The sequence below is a fragment of the Streptomyces sp. NBC_01092 genome (assembly GCF_045039535.1).
Lineage (GTDB): Bacteria > Actinomycetota > Actinomycetes > Streptomycetales > Streptomycetaceae > Streptomyces.
Genome location: NZ_CP108659.1, coordinates 3,680,434 through 3,694,690, shown reverse-complemented (window position 1 = coordinate 3,694,690; position 14,257 = coordinate 3,680,434). Strand labels below are relative to the sequence as shown.

Below are 14,257 nucleotides of genomic sequence, written 5' to 3'. Positions count from 1 at the left end.
TCGCGCGTGTTCTCTACTTCCCCTTGTGCCCGGCCTTGCCGCCGCGGCCCTTGTGCGTGCCGTTCTGGGTGCCGTGCTTGTTGTCGTACTCCTCGTACGCGTCGACGATACGGCCGACCAGCTTGTGCCGGACGACATCCTGCGACGACAGCCGGGAGAAGTGGACGTCCGGGACGCCGTCCAGGATGTCCTGCACCTGCCGCAGACCGGACTTGGTGCCGTCCGGGAGGTCGACCTGGGTCACGTCACCGGTGATGACGATCTTCGACTCGAAGCCGAGGCGGGTGAGGAACATCTTCATCTGTTCGGGGCTGGTGTTCTGGGCCTCGTCGAGAATGATGAAGGCGTCGTTGAGCGTCCGTCCACGCATGTACGCGAGCGGCGCGACCTCGATGGTCCCGGCGGCCATCAGCCTGGGGATGGAGTCCGGGTCCAGCATGTCGTGCAGCGCGTCGTAGAGCGGGCGCAGGTAGGGGTCGATCTTCTCGTACAGAGTTCCCGGCAGGAACCCGAGGCGCTCGCCCGCCTCCACCGCAGGCCGGGTCAGGATGATGCGGTTGACCTGCTTGGACTGCAGGGCCTGCACCGCCTTGGCCATGGCGAGGTACGTCTTGCCGGTGCCGGCGGGGCCGATGCCGAAGACGATCGTGTGCTTGTCGATGGCGTCGACATAGCGCTTCTGGTTGAGGGTCTTGGGGCGGATCGTGCGGCCGCGGGAGGAGAGGATGTTCTGGGTGAGCACCTCGGCCGGGGTCTCTTCCGGTCCCTCGCCGTTCTCAGTTGCCCGGAGCATGGCGATCGAGCGTTCCACTGCGTCCTCCGTCATCGGTTGCCCGGTGCGGAGCACCAGCATCATCTCGTCGAACAGGCGCTGTATGAGGGCGACTTCCGTTGAGTCGCCGACGGCGCTGATCTCATTGCCCCGGACATGGATGTCGGTCGCCGGGAAGGCCTTCTCGATCACGCGCAGAAGGGAGTCGCCGGACCCCAGCACGGTCACCATGGGGTGCTGGGCGGGGACGGTGAACTGTGCTCTCGCCTGCCCCTGCGCGGGTGTGTGAGCTGTGGGTGTCTGAGTCATGGGCCGGCTCGTAGGCCTTGCTCGTCCTCCTCGATACGACGCGCCCGCCCACATGGGCGGCCTGGCGATTTCCAGAGTACGCCGGGGGACTGACAAGGCCGTAGGCCTTTTCTCCAGGGGCCCGATCCGCGCACGTCGGTTTCTTCGCCCCCGCCGCCCCTACCCGTCCCGTCCCCGGGGGCTGCGCCCCCGGACCCCCGCTTTCGGCCCTGAAGGGGCCTCGTCCTCAAACGCCGGACGGGCTGAAAAATCCAGCCCCTCTGGGGGTCCCCCCTGCTCGAAGAGCTTGGGGGAGTTTGAGGAGCGGGGTCTGGGGCGGAGCCCAGAAGGATGGGACGGGTAGGGGCGGCGGGGGCGAGAACCCTCTCAGAAGCCCAGCTTCCGCAGCTGTCGCGGATCGCGCTGCCAGTCCTTCGCCACCTTCACGTGCAGGTCCAGGAACACCGGCGTCCCCAGCAGCGCCTCGATCTGCTTGCGGCTCTTGATGCCGACGTCCTTCAGGCGCTTGCCCTTGGGGCCGATGATGATCCCCTTCTGGCTGGGGCGCTCGATGTAGACGAAGGCGTGGATGTCGAGGAGGGGCTTGTCGGCGGGGCGGTCCTCGCGGGGGAGCATCTCCTCGACGACGACCGCGATGGAGTGCGGGAGCTCGTCGCGGACGCCCTCCAGCGCGGCCTCGCGGATCAGCTCCGCGATCATGACCTGCTCGGGCTCGTCGGTGAGGTCGCCCTCGGGGTAGAGCGCCGGGCCCTCGGGAAGGAGCGGGACGATCAGGTCGGCCAGCAGGCCCACCTGCTTGTCGCCGACCGCCGAGACCGGGACGATCTCCGCCCACTCGAAGCCCAGCTCCGTGCCGAGCTGGTCGATCGCGATGAGCTGCTCGGCGAGGGTCTTGCCGTCCACGAGGTCGGTCTTCGTGACGATCGCGATCTTCGGCGTCTTCTTGATCGACGCCAGTTCCTTCGCGATGAAGCGGTCGCCGGGACCGAGCTTCTCGTTCGCGGGCAGACAGAAGCCGATCACGTCGACCTCGGCCCAGGTCGTACGGACGACGTCGTTGAGGCGCTCGCCCAGCAGCGTGCGCGGCTTGTGCAGCCCAGGGGTGTCGACCAGGATCAGCTGGGCGTCCTCCCGGTGCACGATCCCCCGTACCGTGTGCCGCGTCGTCTGCGGCTGGTTCGCGGTGATCGCCACCTTCTGGCCGACCAGAGCATTCGTAAGAGTGGACTTGCCCGCGTTGGGGCGGCCCACGAAGCAGGCGAAGCCGGCGCGGTGGGGTGCCTGCGACGAGGCCGACGGCTCGGATGACTGGCTGCGAACGCTCATGGCGTCCATTCTCCCTGATCCACAAGCCCCTGCCGCACAAGGGAGCGAGCACCCCCTTAGGTGTGAGCGAGCCCCCACACCGTTGGAGACCACCGTGCCCCTCGCCGCCGCAAGCGTCGACACCGGCGACACCGCCTGGCTGCTCGCCGCCACCGCCCTCGTCCTGCTGATGACCCCGGGTCTGGCCCTGTTCTACGGCGGCATGGTCCGCACGAAGAGCGTCCTCAACATGCTGATGATGAGCTTCGTGTCCATCGCGCTGGTGACGATCGTCTGGCTGGTCTGCGGCTACTCCCTCGCCTTCGGGGACGACATCGGCGGCGGGTTCATCGGCGGGCTCGACCACGCCGGCATGGCCGGTCTCGGACCCGACAGCGTCCAGGGGACCGTCCCCACCCTCCTGTTCGCCACTTTCCAGCTCACCTTCGCGATCGTCACCGCCGCACTGGTCAGCGGCGCCGTCGCGGACCGGGCCAGGTTCGGGGCGTGGCTGGTGTTCGTGCCGGTGTGGGCGCTGCTCGTATACGTTCCGGTCGCCCACTGGACCTGGGGTCCCGGTGGCTGGATCCTCGACGGCCTCGGTGCCCTCGACTTCGCCGGCGGTCTCCCCGTCGAGATCACCTCGGGCGCCTCCGGCCTGGCCCTGTGCCTGGTCCTCGGCCCGCGGCTCGGCTTCAAGAAGGACGCCATGCGGCCGCACAATCTGCCGATGGTCGTGCTCGGCGCGGGGCTGCTCTGGTTCGGCTGGTTCGGGTTCAACGCCGGCTCGGCCCTGGGCGCCAACGGCATGGCCGCCGCCGTCTTCCTCAACACCCTCGCCGCCGGCTGCACCGGCCTGCTCGGCTGGCTCTTCGTCGAGCAGCGGCGCGACGGCCACCCCACCACGCTGGGCGCGGCCTCCGGCGCGGTCGCCGGACTGGTGGCCATCACGCCGTCCTGCGGCTCGGTCTCCCTGCTCGGCGCGCTGGTCATCGGCCTCGCCGCGGGTGTCGTCTGCTCCTACGCCGTGAGCTGGAAGTTCAAGCTGAACTACGACGACTCCCTCGACGTCGTCGGCGTCCACCTGGTCGGCGGTGTCGTCGGCACCCTGCTGATCGGCGTGTTCGCGACGGCCACCATGACGGGCGGGGTCGAGGGCCTGCTGCACGGCGGCGGGTTCGGGCTGCTCGGCAAGCAGCTGGTGGCGATCGTGGCGGTGGCGGCGTACGCCTTCCTCGTCACCTTCGGGCTCGGCAAGCTGATCGACAGGGTCATGGGCTTCCGGGCGAGCGAGGAGCAGGAGCACACCGGCCTGGACCTTACGGTGCACGCGGAGAGCGCCTACGATCACGGGTCCTGGGGCACGGCGCCCCGGTCACCGCGTCCCTGTCCTCCTCCCTCCCCGCCGCGCAGAAGGTCAAGAAGCAGGCATGAAGCTCATCACCGCGATCGTCAAGCCGTACCGGCTCGACGAGGTCAAGACCGCTCTCCAGGAGATCGGCGTGCACGGCCTGACCGTGACCGAGGCGAGCGGCTACGGCAGGCAGCGCGGCCACACCGAGGTGTACCGCGGCGCGGAGTACCAGGTCGACCTGGTGCCGAAGGTGCGCATCGAGGTCGTCGTGGAGGACGCGGCGGCCGACGACGTCATCGACGCCGTCGTGAAGGCCGCGCACACCGGCAAGATCGGCGACGGCAAGGTCTGGGCGGTGCCGGTCGAGACGGTCGTACGGGTACGGACGGGCGAGCGCGGCCCCGACGCGCTGTAAGCCGTAACAGCGCCGGGACCGCGCCCTTTTTCAGAGCTCACGGCTCAGAGCTCAGAGCGTCAGCCAGTCAGTTCGTCACGTGCCTCAGTCGAACACGAACGGGCCCGGCGACTGCGGCCCGGTCGCCGTGCAGGTGATGGTGATGCCGAAGACGGTCATCTGCAGCGAGCCGCCGAAGGCCTCCAGGCTGTCCCCGGAGGCGACGGTGCCACTGAGCGGGCCGACCTGGACGGGGTCGCCGGCGGCCATCGCCGGGTTCTCGGTACCGGAGAAGACGGCGGTGCCGCCGCCCGCCTTCACCAGGGTGAGCGTCGAGGCGATCGAGTCCTCGGAGAGCCCGATCGGCGCGGTGATGGCGGAGTTGACGGTGATGGTGGCGGAGGTGCCGTCCTGCGTCGCCGTGAGGGTGGCGGCGCCGCCCCCGAAGCTGCCGCAGTCGGCGGTGATCGTCGCGGTGGCGGGGGTGACGGCGAAGGCGGCGGGTGCGAAGGCCAGGCCGGTGACGGCGAGGGCCCCGGCCGCCAGGGCCGCACCTGCTCCGATGCGCGTTCGTCTCATGGGGATTCGCTCCCTTTCGGGGGTGGGGGAATTCCGTGTGGGGGGACAGCTCGGCAGGTGGGTGCGGGCACGCTGCGGGGAGAGCTGAAATCTGACGGTCCGTCGGAACCGTCGTTCCCATTGATGCGCGTGGGGCGAGGGTCGGCAAGGGTGATTTCCGGCCTCAACTACCGAAGGGTCAACTACCGGCGGGTCGATCAGCGGTGGGCCGGCCGCCGAGCGTCGCCTCGGTCAGGGTCGCCAGTCGCGCCCCCAACACCCGTGCCCACGCCCGGTATCCGTCCGCCGACGGGTGGAAGCGGTCCCGCCCCAGCCAGTCGCCCGCGTGCTCGGGCGGGCCCCCGGAGGGAAGGTGGAAGACGGCGACTCCCCTCGTGGCCGCCGTCTTCAGCTGATGGTCGAGCACGCGGACGTAAGCGGCGAGCGGGATCCGCACCCGGCGCGGCAGCGCCGCCGGCCGGCCGACCGACGGCAGCCCCGCGAACACCATCGGCACGTCCTCGCCGAGGCGCAGCCGCACATCCCGGATCAGGCGCTCGGCGTCCATGGGGGTCCCCCCGCTCGAGCGGATTCGAGAGTGGGGGAGGAAGGCGCGGGCCGGCGCAGCCGCAAGGCGTCGTTCGTGCCGGCCACGACGACGACCACGTCCGGCCGCCACCGCGCCGTCGGGTCCGTCAAGCCGGGCAGCAGTCCCTGCCGTACGGCCGCGAGAGTCGCCCCCGCCTTCGCCGCGACGCGCCAGGACACCGCCCTCCCGGTCATCGCCGACACCGCCTCCGCCAGCCGCCCGGCCATCGCCTCCCGGTGCTCGGCTGCCCCCACGCCCGCCGCCACCGAGTCCCCGAGCACGGCCATCCGCAGCGCCGGCTCCTGACCGTCGGTCGTCCCGCTGTCGGCCCCCGCCGCCTCGGGCAGCCGTATCAGCCGCCCCCGCATGCCCTTCGTGAACACCGTGAACCCCCGCCGCCTCCTCCTCGACGAAGCCGCACGCGTGCTCGCCGAGGAGGGCCCGGCCGCCCTCAGCGCCCGCCGCCTGGTCAAGGCCGTCGGCGCCTCCACCATGGCCGTGTACACCCACTTCGGGTCGATGCCGGGGCTGGCGCGCGAGGTCATGCGGGAGGGCGTCGCCCGCTTCGAGGGGCGCGTGGCCGAGGTCGAGGCGGGGGACGACCCCGTGCGGGAACTCGTCGAACTGTGCCGCGCCTACCAGGAGTTCGCCCGCGCCGAGCCCGCGGTGTACGCGGTGATGTTCGGCGGCTCCGGCACCGCCGGGTTCGAACTCACCGACGACGACCGGCAGATGGGCGTACGGCTGCTGCGCTACCCGCGCAATGCCATCCGGCGCTGCGCCGCGGCCGGGCGGTTCCGCGCGGAAACCGACGCCGATCTCCTCGTACGGCAGGTGTTCGTCCAGATGCACGGGCTCGCCCAACTCGCCCACGCCGGCTACGTCATCGGCGTCTACGGCCCCGACGACGTCCTCGCCGGCATGCTCCAGGACTTCGCGGTCGCGGCGGGCGACGACCCGGAGCGGGCCGCCGCCTCGGTCCGGTCAGGCCTTGCTGGGTGACATGTCCTGAAGTCCCACCACCCGCAGCAGCTGGAGGCGTTCGTAGCCTTCCGTGCCGGGGCGGGCGGAGTGGATGACCAGGAGCTGGTGGTGTTCGTGGCTGAGCATGACCTCGCAGTCGAGGTCCAGCAGGCCGACCAGCGGATGCAGGAAGCGTTTCGTCGCCCGGTGGCGCAGGGCCACCTCGTGCTCGTCCCACAGCTCCGCGAACTCCTCGCTCGCCGCCCGGAGTTCCGCGACCAGTGCGGCCGGTTCCGGGTCGTCGGGGCGGGCGGCGGCCACCGCGCGCAGATTGGCGACGGCGGCGCGCGCGTGCTCGTCCCGGTCCTCCTCCGGGAACAGGCTGCGCGCCTGAGGGTCCAGGAAGTAGCGGCGGACGAGGTTGCGCTCGCGTCGGGGGCGGGACATTACGTCGAGCGTCAGCGCCCGCGCCATCGCGTTCTGGGCCAGCACCTCGCCGCAGTCGGTCACCACCTGCGCCGGTGTGTCGTGCAGCCGGTCCAGGATCAGCATCAGGCCGGGCGGGACATGCGTCGACGCCGTCTCGCGGCGCGGCGGCTCCTCGTCGGCCAGGTGGAACAGATGGTCGCGCTCGTCGGCGGTCAGGCGCAGCGCGCGGGCCAGCGCCGTCAGCATCTGGCGTGACGGGCGCGGACCCCGGGCCTGCTCCAGGCGGGTGTAGTAGTCCACCGACATGCCCGCCAGCTGCGCCACCTCCTCGCGGCGCAGTCCGGCCGTGCGGCGCCGGGCGCCGGGCGCCAGGCCCACGTCCGACGGGGCGAGGCGGGCGCGGCCCCGGCGCAGGAAGTCTGCGAGTTCGGCTCGGTTCACCTCTCCAGCCTGCGCCGGTCCGCCCGCGTTATCCAGGGACTGTCGATCCCCTGATCAAGAGGTCTCTCCCGGATCCGGTGTCCGCGGCCAAGGCTGGTCGCACAAGCGAGAGGAGCACATGATGCTGACATTGGTGACAGGTACGACGGGTCAGGTCGGCCGGCGCTTCGCACCGAGGCTGATCGCGCAGGCCCGGCCGGGTGAGCGCGTCAGGGTTCTGGTGCGCGACGCGGCGCGCGGCGAGCCCTTCGCGGAGCTGGGCGCGGAGGTCGTCACAGGGGACCTGCGCGACACCGACACCCTCGGCAAGGCGGTCGCCGGCGTCGACGCGGTCGTGAACGTCGCGGCGTCCTTCCGCGGGGTGCCGGACGAGGAGGCGTGGGCGGTCAACCGGGACGCGGCCGTGGAGCTGGGCCGCGCCGCGCTGGCCGCCGGTGTGCGGAGGTTCGTGCAGGTCAGCACCGGTCTTGTGTACGGCCGCGGACGGGGGCGGCTGCTGACCGAGGACGACGAGAGCCTGCCCGGCGGGTCCATGTGGGGCGCCTACCCGGAGTCCAAGGCGGCTGCCGAGCGGGAGCTGCGCGCCATGGAGGGCCTGGACGTGCGTGTCGCCCGGCTGCCCTTCGTCTACGGCGAGGGCGATCCGCATCTCGCCCAGTCCCTGATCTGGGCCAGGAACTGGGCGGCGACCCAACGGCTGCAGATGGGACATCACGCGGATGTCGCCCAGGGGCTGCTGCGGATGCTGCACGCGCCGGGGATCGACGGCCGGATCTACAACATCGCCGACGATGCGCCGGTGACGGCGGTTGAGTTGCACCAGCTGAACGGGGTCGAGGTTCCGGACGAGTTGTACGGCCGTACGGATCCTGATCCGTGGGTTCAGCTCACCTCCACGGAGCGGATTCGGCGGGAGCTGGGGTATCGGCCGGTGTATCCGTCGGTCTACGCGGCGCGGGACGCGGGAGCGCTCTGACCGAGTGCCGCCAGGGGCCGCCTAGTCCACGCCCTTGATACGTCCGACCAGCACCGCCCCCGCCAACCCCGCTACCGCCGCCACCACATACAGCACCCGGTATCCGCCCAGGTAGGTGACGATCGGGGCGGCCAGGGCGGGGGCCGCTACCTGGGGGAGGGCGTTGGCGACGTTGATGACGCCGAGGTCCTTGCCCCGGTCCAGTGCCTTCGGCAGGACGTCCGTCATCAGGGCGAAGTCGACCGACATGAAGACCCCGAGGCCGAGGCCCAGCAGCGCCGCCACCACGATCGTGCTCGGCCAGGTCTGCCATACGGCGAGCAGACCCGTGGCCGCCGCCATCAGCACCCCGGACCACATCACGAAGGGCTTGCGGCGGCCCGAGCGGTCCGACCGGACACCGCCCACCACGACCGTGGCCAGCAGCGTCACGCTGTTCACCGCGGTCAGGATCAGCACACCCTGCTCGGGGTCGTCGTACCGCAGCCCGTCCCGCAGGTAGTACAGCAGGTAGAGGATCACCAGCGCGTTGCTGAGGTTGATCAGGAAGCGGGTCAGCCAGGCCCAGGCGAAGTCGGGGTACCGGCGCGGGCTCAGCCAGAAGCCGCCCACGAACGAACGCCAGGACCACGCCGGCCGATCCACCACCGCCAGCGTGAGATCCCGGTACCGCAGCACGTACGGCAGCACGCCCGCCATCGTGAACACCGCGCACGCCACGTACCCCGCCGCGATCCCGCCCGCCGCGGTCGCCAGGCCCGTCCCGGCGACCGCCCCGAGGATCTGCGCCGCCCCCAACCAGCCGCCCACGACACCCCGTTGGAGCCGCGGTACCCGGTCCGGCACGGCCGCCGTCACCGCCGCGAAGGCCGCGTTCAGGGTCAGCTGGACCAGGCACCAGCCGACCGCCATCACCCACAGCCCGCCCGCACCGGCGAGCAGCAGCAACGACAGCGCGCCGCCCGCCGCACCCGCCACGATCCACGGCGTACGCCGGCCCCGGCGGCCCGTGGTGCGGTCCGACAGCGCGCCGAAGAACGGGTTCGCCACCAGCGACACGAGCGCGCCCACGCCGGTCACCCACGCGAGCAGCGTCTCCTTCGACATCCCGGTGCCGGGCGCGAAGTCCTCCGCCTGCTGGGCCAGCAGGATCTGCAGCGGGCCGTACCAGCCGACCCAGATCGCCACGTTGGAGAGCGAGAGCGCGGCGGTCCAGCCCCTGCCGACCCGGTCCGTGGGCTCGGCAAGGGCATCGACCGTCATCTCTGCGCCCGGAGCACGTCCCGCAGCCAGCCGTACGACGCCTTGGGCGTCCGCTCCTGCGTCTCGTAGTCCACGTGCACCAGCCCGAACCGGCGCGCGTATCCCTCGGCCCACTCGAAGTTGTCGAGCAGCGACCACACGAAGTACCCGCGCACGTCCACGCCCGCCTCCACCGCCCGGTGCAGGGCACGGATGTGGCCGTCCAGATAGGCGATCCGCTCCTGGTCGTCGACGCCCTCGTACGAGCAGCCGTTCTCCGTGATGACGACAGGTGGCAGCCGGTCGCCGTAGCGGTCGCGGAAGCCGGTGAGCAGTTCCGTCAGGCCCTCCGGCACCACCGGCCAGCCGAAGTCCGTCGTCGGCACGCCCTCGATCTCCCGCACGGAGAAGGGCAGTTCGGCGGGCATGGTGATCCCGCCGAACTCGATCTCGGTGCCCTGCGGGGCGCCCACGCGGGTCGGGGCGTAGTAGTTGATGCCGTAGAAGTCGATCGGCTCCGCGATGGCCTTCAGGTCCGACTCGACGTCGCCGGGCATCAACTCGCCGATTCCGTCCGGGTATTGGCCCAGCAGCAGCGGGTCGGCGAACAGGCGGTTGAGGAGCAGGTCGTAGAAGTCCGCCGCCTCCAGGTCCGGCTGCTCCTGTGACGCCGGCCAGGTCGGCCCGTGCGAGTTGGCGATCCCGATGTCCGTGGCGCCGGCCGCGCGCAGTGCCCGTACGGCGAGGCCGTGGGCCAGCAGCTGGTGGTGGGCGACCGGGAGGGCGTCGAAGAGGAGCCGCCTGCCCGGTGCGTGGGTGCCGAGGGCGTGGCCCAGCAGGGTGTGCTCGGCGGGCTCGTTCAGGGTGATCCACTTCTTCACGCGGTCGCCCAGCCGCTCGGCGACCACCGACACGTACTCGGCGAAACGCGCGGCCGTGTCCCGCTCCAGCCAGTCCAGCGTGACCGGCAGATCCCAGTGGAAGAGCGTCGGCACCGGCCGTACGCCCGCCGCGCACAGCTCGTCCACCAGACGGTCGTAGAAGTCGAGGCCCTTGGGGGAGTTCACCCGGGGCCAGGAGACCGAGAAGCGGTACGCGCCGGTGCCCAGGCCGGCCAGCAGCGCCACGTCCTCGCCGTAGCGGTGGTAGTGGTCGCAGGCCACCTCGGCCGTGGAGCCGTCCTTGACCCGTCCCGGCTCGGCCGTGAAGGCGTCCCACACGGACCGCTCGCGCTCGTCCGCCGCCCCCTCGATCTGGTGGGCCGAGGTGGAGACGCCCCACAGGAAGCCGGCCGGGAACCGGGGTATCGGAGTCAGCGCACCGCGCTCATCGATCGCCATGCGCCGGATCATCCGTACCGCTGGTAACGGAAGTCAACGGCCCGACGTGAACTGCCCGTTACGCCCCTTCCTTCAGCACTCTGGAGATCAGCTTGCGCTGCTCGTCGGTGAGCCGGGGATCCGAGCAGTACACCGTCCTGCCGTCCACGGTGATCTGGTAGCTGAAGCCGTCCGGAACCCCGACGGGGGGCGTGCCCCGGCCGGACGCGACCGCGCGCTCGGCCAGGGCCTGCCACTCCTGGGCGTCGGCTCGCCCCGAGGTGTCCACCTCGGCGTGCCGCTCGATGCCCGCGAATCCACCCGTGCGCCGTACCAAAATCCGCATGGGTCCCTGTCTAGTACGGACTTACTGAATCCGCACCCCGACCTGCTCCCACGCCTTCGACACGGCTTGGAGCTCATCGCCGCCGTCGCCGAAGCGCTCGCGTGCGGCCTTGACGGTCAGCGCCGCGAAGTCGGTGAACATGGCCCGGTCCGTGAGCTTGCCGCCGGTCAGGACGTCGTACCAGACCTGTCCCGCCTTCTCCCAGGCGTTTCCGCCGAGCGCGGTGGCGGCGAGGTAGAAGGCGTGGTTGGGGATGCCGGAGTTGATGTGGACGCCGCCGTTGTCGCGGCCGGTGCGGACGTAGTCGTCCATCGTCGCCGGCTGCGGGTCCTTGCCGAGCACGTCGTCGTCGTACGCGCTGCCCGGCTCCTTCATGGAGCGCAGGGCCTTGCCGGTGACGCTCGGGGCGAGCAGGCCGGCGCCGATCAGCCAGTCGGCCTCGGCGGCGGTCTGGCCGAGCGTGTACTGCTTGATCAGGGAGCCGAAGACGTCCGACATCGACTCGTTCAGGGCGCCCGGCTGGCCGTAGTACGTGAGGTTGGCCGTGTACTGCGTGACGCCGTGGGTGAGCTCGTGGCCGATGACGTCGATCGGGATGGTGAAGTCGAGGAAGATCTCGCCGTCACCGTCGCCGAACACCATCTGCTCGCCGTTCCAGAAGGCGTTGTTGTAGTTCTCGTCGTAGTGGACGGTGGCGTCCAGCGGCAGGCCGTCGCCGTCGATGGAGTGGCGGGCGTAGGCCTTGAGGAACAGGTCGAAGGTGGCGCCGAGGCCGGAGTAGGCCCGGTTGACCGTGGCGTCCTGGCCGGGGTCCTGGCCCTCGCCGCGGACCTTGGTGCCGGGCAGGGTGGCCTTGTGCCCGGCGTCGTAGATGGTGCGCAGCGGCTGGTCCGACGGTGCCTTCGCCGTCGGGGCGGCCGCGAGGGCGAACTCGGTCGTCACGCGGCGCCGGCCGCGCAGCTCGCTGTCTCGCATCAAGGTCCGCTGGGCCGGGCCGGAGAGTGCGGGGTCGTCGTTCCGGGCCAGTTTGTCGAGGACGTGGGGTGGTACGACGGTGCAGAAGACGGGCTCGAAGCCCCCGTTTGTCGTCATGTGCGGCACCATTGCACTGCGTTAGCGGGCTGTCACTAGTCGCAACCATGATTGGTGAAATATGCGGATTGTGAGCCACACGCTCCGTGACGAAGTGGTATGGCGCACGTTTTGCCCTATTCATCCCTCGGGTTCCGCATACTGATACGGCGCCCCGTACGGGGAGTGGCTCGGCTAGCATGCTTCGCATCATGCGTTTCGGGCTGCTTCTTCTTAGCTGCCGCGGCGAGGGCCTGTAGTCCAGGTCGACTCCCTCCCCGCGGAGCTTCGCGTTGCGTCGTCGGCCGTCCTTCCGGACATCCTGAGGAGCCCCGCAGACATGGCGAACCGCCAGCAGCCCAGCACCATGCCGATCCACAAGTACGGCCGCTACGAGCAGGTCGACATCGCCGACCGGACCTGGCCGGACCAGCGCGTCACCACCGCCCCCCGCTGGCTCTCCACCGACCTGCGCGACGGCAACCAGGCCCTGATCGACCCGATGTCGCCCGAGCGCAAGCGCCGGATGTTCGACCAGCTGGTCAAGATGGGCTACAAGGAGATCGAGGTCGGTTTCCCGGCGTCGGGCCAGACGGACTTCGACTTCGTGCGCTCCATCGTCGAGGAGCCCGGGGCCATCCCCGACGACGTCACGATCTCCGTACTGACCCAGGCCCGCGAGGACCTGATCGAGCGCACGGTGGAGTCCCTGAAGGGCGCCAAGCGCGCCAACGTGCACCTGTACAACGCCACGGCCCCCGTCTTCCGCCGGGTCGTCTTCCGCGGCTCCAAGGACGACATCAAGCAGATCGCCGTGGACGGCACCCGCCTGGTGGTGGAGTACGCCGAGAAGCTGCTGGGTCCGGAGACCGAGTTCGGCTACCAGTACAGCCCGGAGATCTTCACCGACACCGAGCTGGACTTCGCGCTGGAGGTCTGCGAGGCGGTCATGGACGTCTGGCAGCCCGGCCCCGGCCGCGAGATCATCCTCAACCTGCCCGCCACGGTGGAGCGTTCGACGCCGTCCACACACGCGGACCGCTTCGAGTGGATGCACCGCAACCTGTCCCGCCGCGAGCACGTGGTCCTGTCCGTCCACCCGCACAACGACCGCGGTACGGCCGTGGCGGCGGCCGAGCTGGCGCTGATGGCCGGCGGCGACCGCATCGAGGGCTGTCTGTTCGGGCAGGGCGAGCGCACCGGCAACGTCGACCTGGTGACCCTGGGGATGAACCTCTTCTCCCAGGGCGTCGACCCGCAGATCGACTTCTCCGACATCGACGAGATCCGTCGTACGTGGGAGTACTGCAACCAGATGGAGGTCCACCCGCGCCACCCGTACGTGGGCGACCTGGTCTACACGTCCTTCTCCGGCTCCCACCAGGACGCCATCAAGAAGGGCTTCGACGCGATGGAGGCCGACGCGGCCGCTCGCGGGGTCACCGTGGACGACATCGAGTGGGCGGTGCCGTACCTGCCGATCGACCCCAAGGACGTCGGCCGCTCCTACGAGGCCGTCATCCGCGTCAACTCGCAGTCCGGCAAGGGCGGTATCGCGTACGTCCTGAAGAACGACCACAAGCTGGACCTGCCGCGCCGGATGCAGATCGAGTTCTCGAAGCTGATCCAGGCCAAGACGGACGCCGAGGGCGGCGAGATCACCGGCTCCGACATCTGGGCCGTCTTCCAGGACGAGTACCTGCCGAACCCCGAGAACCCGTGGGGTCGTATCCAGGTCAAGAACGGCCAGTCGACGACCGACACGGACGGCGTGGACACGCTGAAGGTGGAGGCCACCGTCGACGGCGTCGACACGGTCCTGGCCGGTACCGGCAACGGTCCGATCTCGGCCTTCTTCGACGCGCTGCAGACGGTGGGCGTGGACGCCCGGCTGCTGGACTACCAGGAGCACACGATGAGCGAGGGCGCCTCCGCGCAGGCCGCGTCGTACATCGAGTGCGCGATCGACGGCAAGGTCCTGTGGGGCATCGGCATCGACGCCAACACCACGCGTGCCTCGCTGAAGGCGGTCGTGTCGGCGGTCAACCGGGCGACTCGCTGACGGTTCGCTCCGCTGGGGTGAGCCGGCAGGTCGTGCCGCGAAGGGTCTGTCCTGCGGCTGCGGCGCCGTCGTGGCTTGTCGCGCAGTTCCCCGCGCCCCTGAAGGGGCGCTGCCCGACCCGGTGATC

Annotated in this window: 14 protein-coding genes and 1 pseudogene; 5 read left to right on the top strand and 10 right to left on the bottom strand. The window is 70.5% G+C overall.

Annotated elements, in window-relative coordinates:
* Positions 1–13: 13 nt before the first annotated feature.
* Positions 14–1,081 (bottom strand): PhoH family protein, encoded by a 1,068-nt coding sequence (locus OG254_RS16550; protein WP_405582456.1) that lies wholly within the window; start codon positions 1,079–1,081, stop codon positions 14–16.
* 366 nt (positions 1,082–1,447) lie between these two features.
* Positions 1,448–2,416, bottom strand: coding sequence for a GTPase Era (gene era / locus OG254_RS16545; RefSeq protein ID WP_351201397.1), 969 nt, complete (start codon positions 2,414–2,416; stop codon positions 1,448–1,450).
* Positions 2,417–2,501: 85 nt separating this feature from the next.
* Between era and OG254_RS16540 the strand changes: the two are divergent.
* Together OG254_RS16540 and OG254_RS16535 are read left to right on the top strand one after the other, a co-directional pair.
* Positions 2,502–3,820: pseudogene (locus OG254_RS16540) on the top strand (ammonium transporter).
* Positions 3,817–4,155, top strand: coding sequence for a P-II family nitrogen regulator (locus tag OG254_RS16535; protein WP_405582453.1), 339 nt, complete (start codon positions 3,817–3,819; stop codon positions 4,153–4,155). Before OG254_RS16540 ends, OG254_RS16535 begins: the two are co-directional and overlap by 4 nt.
* Positions 4,156–4,239: 84 nt before the next feature.
* On the opposite strand, the gene OG254_RS16530 is transcribed toward OG254_RS16535, so the two are convergent.
* The 3 genes from OG254_RS16530 to OG254_RS16520 form a co-directional block, all read right to left on the bottom strand.
* Positions 4,240–4,713, bottom strand: a complete 474-nt coding sequence (locus OG254_RS16530) for a hypothetical protein (RefSeq protein ID WP_405582450.1) — start codon at positions 4,711–4,713, stop codon at positions 4,240–4,242.
* A gap of 178 nt (positions 4,714–4,891) precedes the next feature.
* Positions 4,892–5,260 carry a hypothetical protein gene (locus OG254_RS16525; protein WP_405582447.1) on the bottom strand — a complete coding sequence of 123 codons (369 nt, stop codon included), beginning with the start codon at positions 5,258–5,260 and terminating at the stop codon, positions 4,892–4,894.
* Entirely contained in the window at positions 5,242–5,664 is a 423-nt protein-coding gene (locus tag OG254_RS16520; RefSeq protein WP_405582445.1) for a GDSL-type esterase/lipase family protein, read from the bottom strand. Before OG254_RS16520 ends, OG254_RS16525 begins: the two co-directional genes overlap by 19 nt.
* Here OG254_RS16520 and OG254_RS16515 point away from each other — a divergent pair.
* The gene (locus OG254_RS16515) at positions 5,657–6,283 is read left to right on the top strand and encodes a TetR/AcrR family transcriptional regulator (RefSeq protein ID WP_405582442.1); all 627 of its coding nucleotides are present in this window, start codon (positions 5,657–5,659) and stop codon (positions 6,281–6,283) included. The genes OG254_RS16520 and OG254_RS16515 overlap by 8 nt on opposite strands.
* Here the strand turns inward: OG254_RS16515 and OG254_RS16510 are convergent.
* Positions 6,266–7,114 carry a helix-turn-helix transcriptional regulator gene (locus OG254_RS16510; RefSeq protein ID WP_405582440.1) on the bottom strand — a complete coding sequence of 283 codons (849 nt, stop codon included), beginning with the start codon at positions 7,112–7,114 and terminating at the stop codon, positions 6,266–6,268. The two genes, OG254_RS16515 and OG254_RS16510, sit on opposite strands and share 18 nt — an antisense overlap.
* 121 nt (positions 7,115–7,235) lie before the next feature.
* Between OG254_RS16510 and OG254_RS16505 the strand changes: the two genes are divergently transcribed.
* The gene (locus tag OG254_RS16505) at positions 7,236–8,090 is read left to right on the top strand and encodes an NAD-dependent epimerase/dehydratase family protein (protein WP_405595024.1); all 855 of its coding nucleotides are present in this window, start codon (positions 7,236–7,238) and stop codon (positions 8,088–8,090) included.
* Positions 8,091–8,111: 21 nt separating this feature from the next.
* Here OG254_RS16505 and OG254_RS16500 read toward each other — a convergent pair whose 3' ends face one another.
* Genes OG254_RS16500 through OG254_RS16485 form a run of 4 tightly spaced genes read right to left on the bottom strand, consistent with a single transcriptional unit; the run spans position 8,112 to position 12,089 of the window.
* Positions 8,112–9,353 carry an MFS transporter gene (locus OG254_RS16500; protein WP_405582438.1) on the bottom strand — a complete coding sequence of 414 codons (1,242 nt, stop codon included), beginning with the start codon at positions 9,351–9,353 and terminating at the stop codon, positions 8,112–8,114.
* Complete coding sequence (locus tag OG254_RS16495; protein ID WP_405582435.1) at positions 9,350–10,684, bottom strand: GH1 family beta-glucosidase; 1,335 nt, start codon at positions 10,682–10,684, stop codon at positions 9,350–9,352. Before OG254_RS16495 ends, OG254_RS16500 begins: the two co-directional genes overlap by 4 nt.
* A 46-nt stretch (positions 10,685–10,730) precedes the next feature.
* On the bottom strand, positions 10,731–10,997 hold the full coding sequence (locus OG254_RS16490) for a protealysin inhibitor emfourin (protein WP_405582433.1): 267 nt from the start codon (positions 10,995–10,997) through the stop codon (positions 10,731–10,733).
* A gap of 21 nt (positions 10,998–11,018) precedes the next feature.
* Positions 11,019–12,089: a M4 family metallopeptidase gene (locus tag OG254_RS16485; protein WP_405582431.1), complete on the bottom strand. Its 1,071-nt coding sequence runs from the start codon at positions 12,087–12,089 to the stop codon at positions 11,019–11,021.
* 319 nt (positions 12,090–12,408) lie between these two features.
* Here OG254_RS16485 and leuA point away from each other — a divergent pair, with 319 nt between their 5' ends.
* Positions 12,409–14,130: a 2-isopropylmalate synthase gene (gene leuA, locus OG254_RS16480; RefSeq protein WP_405582428.1), complete on the top strand. Its 1,722-nt coding sequence runs from the start codon at positions 12,409–12,411 to the stop codon at positions 14,128–14,130.
* The last annotated feature ends 127 nt before the right edge of the window (positions 14,131–14,257 follow it).

Bases quoted from the DNA above. Each gene is read 5' to 3' on its own strand.
- OG254_RS16550 (WP_405582456.1), bottom strand. From the start codon at position 1,081: ATGACTCAGACACCCACAGCTCACACACCCGCGCAGGGGCAGGCGAGA.
- era (WP_351201397.1), bottom strand. From the start codon at position 2,416: ATGGACGCCATGAGCGTTCGCAGCCAGTCATCCGAGCCGTCGGCCTCG.
- OG254_RS16535 (WP_405582453.1), top strand. From the start codon at position 3,817: ATGAAGCTCATCACCGCGATCGTCAAGCCGTACCGGCTCGACGAGGTC.
- OG254_RS16530 (WP_405582450.1), bottom strand. From the start codon at position 4,713: ATGAGACGAACGCGCATCGGAGCAGGTGCGGCCCTGGCGGCCGGGGCC.
- OG254_RS16525 (WP_405582447.1), bottom strand. From the start codon at position 5,260: ATGGACGCCGAGCGCCTGATCCGGGATGTGCGGCTGCGCCTCGGCGAG.
- OG254_RS16505 (WP_405595024.1), top strand. From the start codon at position 7,236: ATGCTGACATTGGTGACAGGTACGACGGGTCAGGTCGGCCGGCGCTTC.
- OG254_RS16500 (WP_405582438.1), bottom strand. From the start codon at position 9,353: ATGACGGTCGATGCCCTTGCCGAGCCCACGGACCGGGTCGGCAGGGGC.
- OG254_RS16495 (WP_405582435.1), bottom strand. From the start codon at position 10,684: ATGATCCGGCGCATGGCGATCGATGAGCGCGGTGCGCTGACTCCGATA.
- OG254_RS16490 (WP_405582433.1), bottom strand. From the start codon at position 10,997: ATGCGGATTTTGGTACGGCGCACGGGTGGATTCGCGGGCATCGAGCGG.
- OG254_RS16485 (WP_405582431.1), bottom strand. From the start codon at position 12,089: ATGACGACAAACGGGGGCTTCGAGCCCGTCTTCTGCACCGTCGTACCA.
- leuA (WP_405582428.1), top strand. From the start codon at position 12,409: ATGGCGAACCGCCAGCAGCCCAGCACCATGCCGATCCACAAGTACGGC.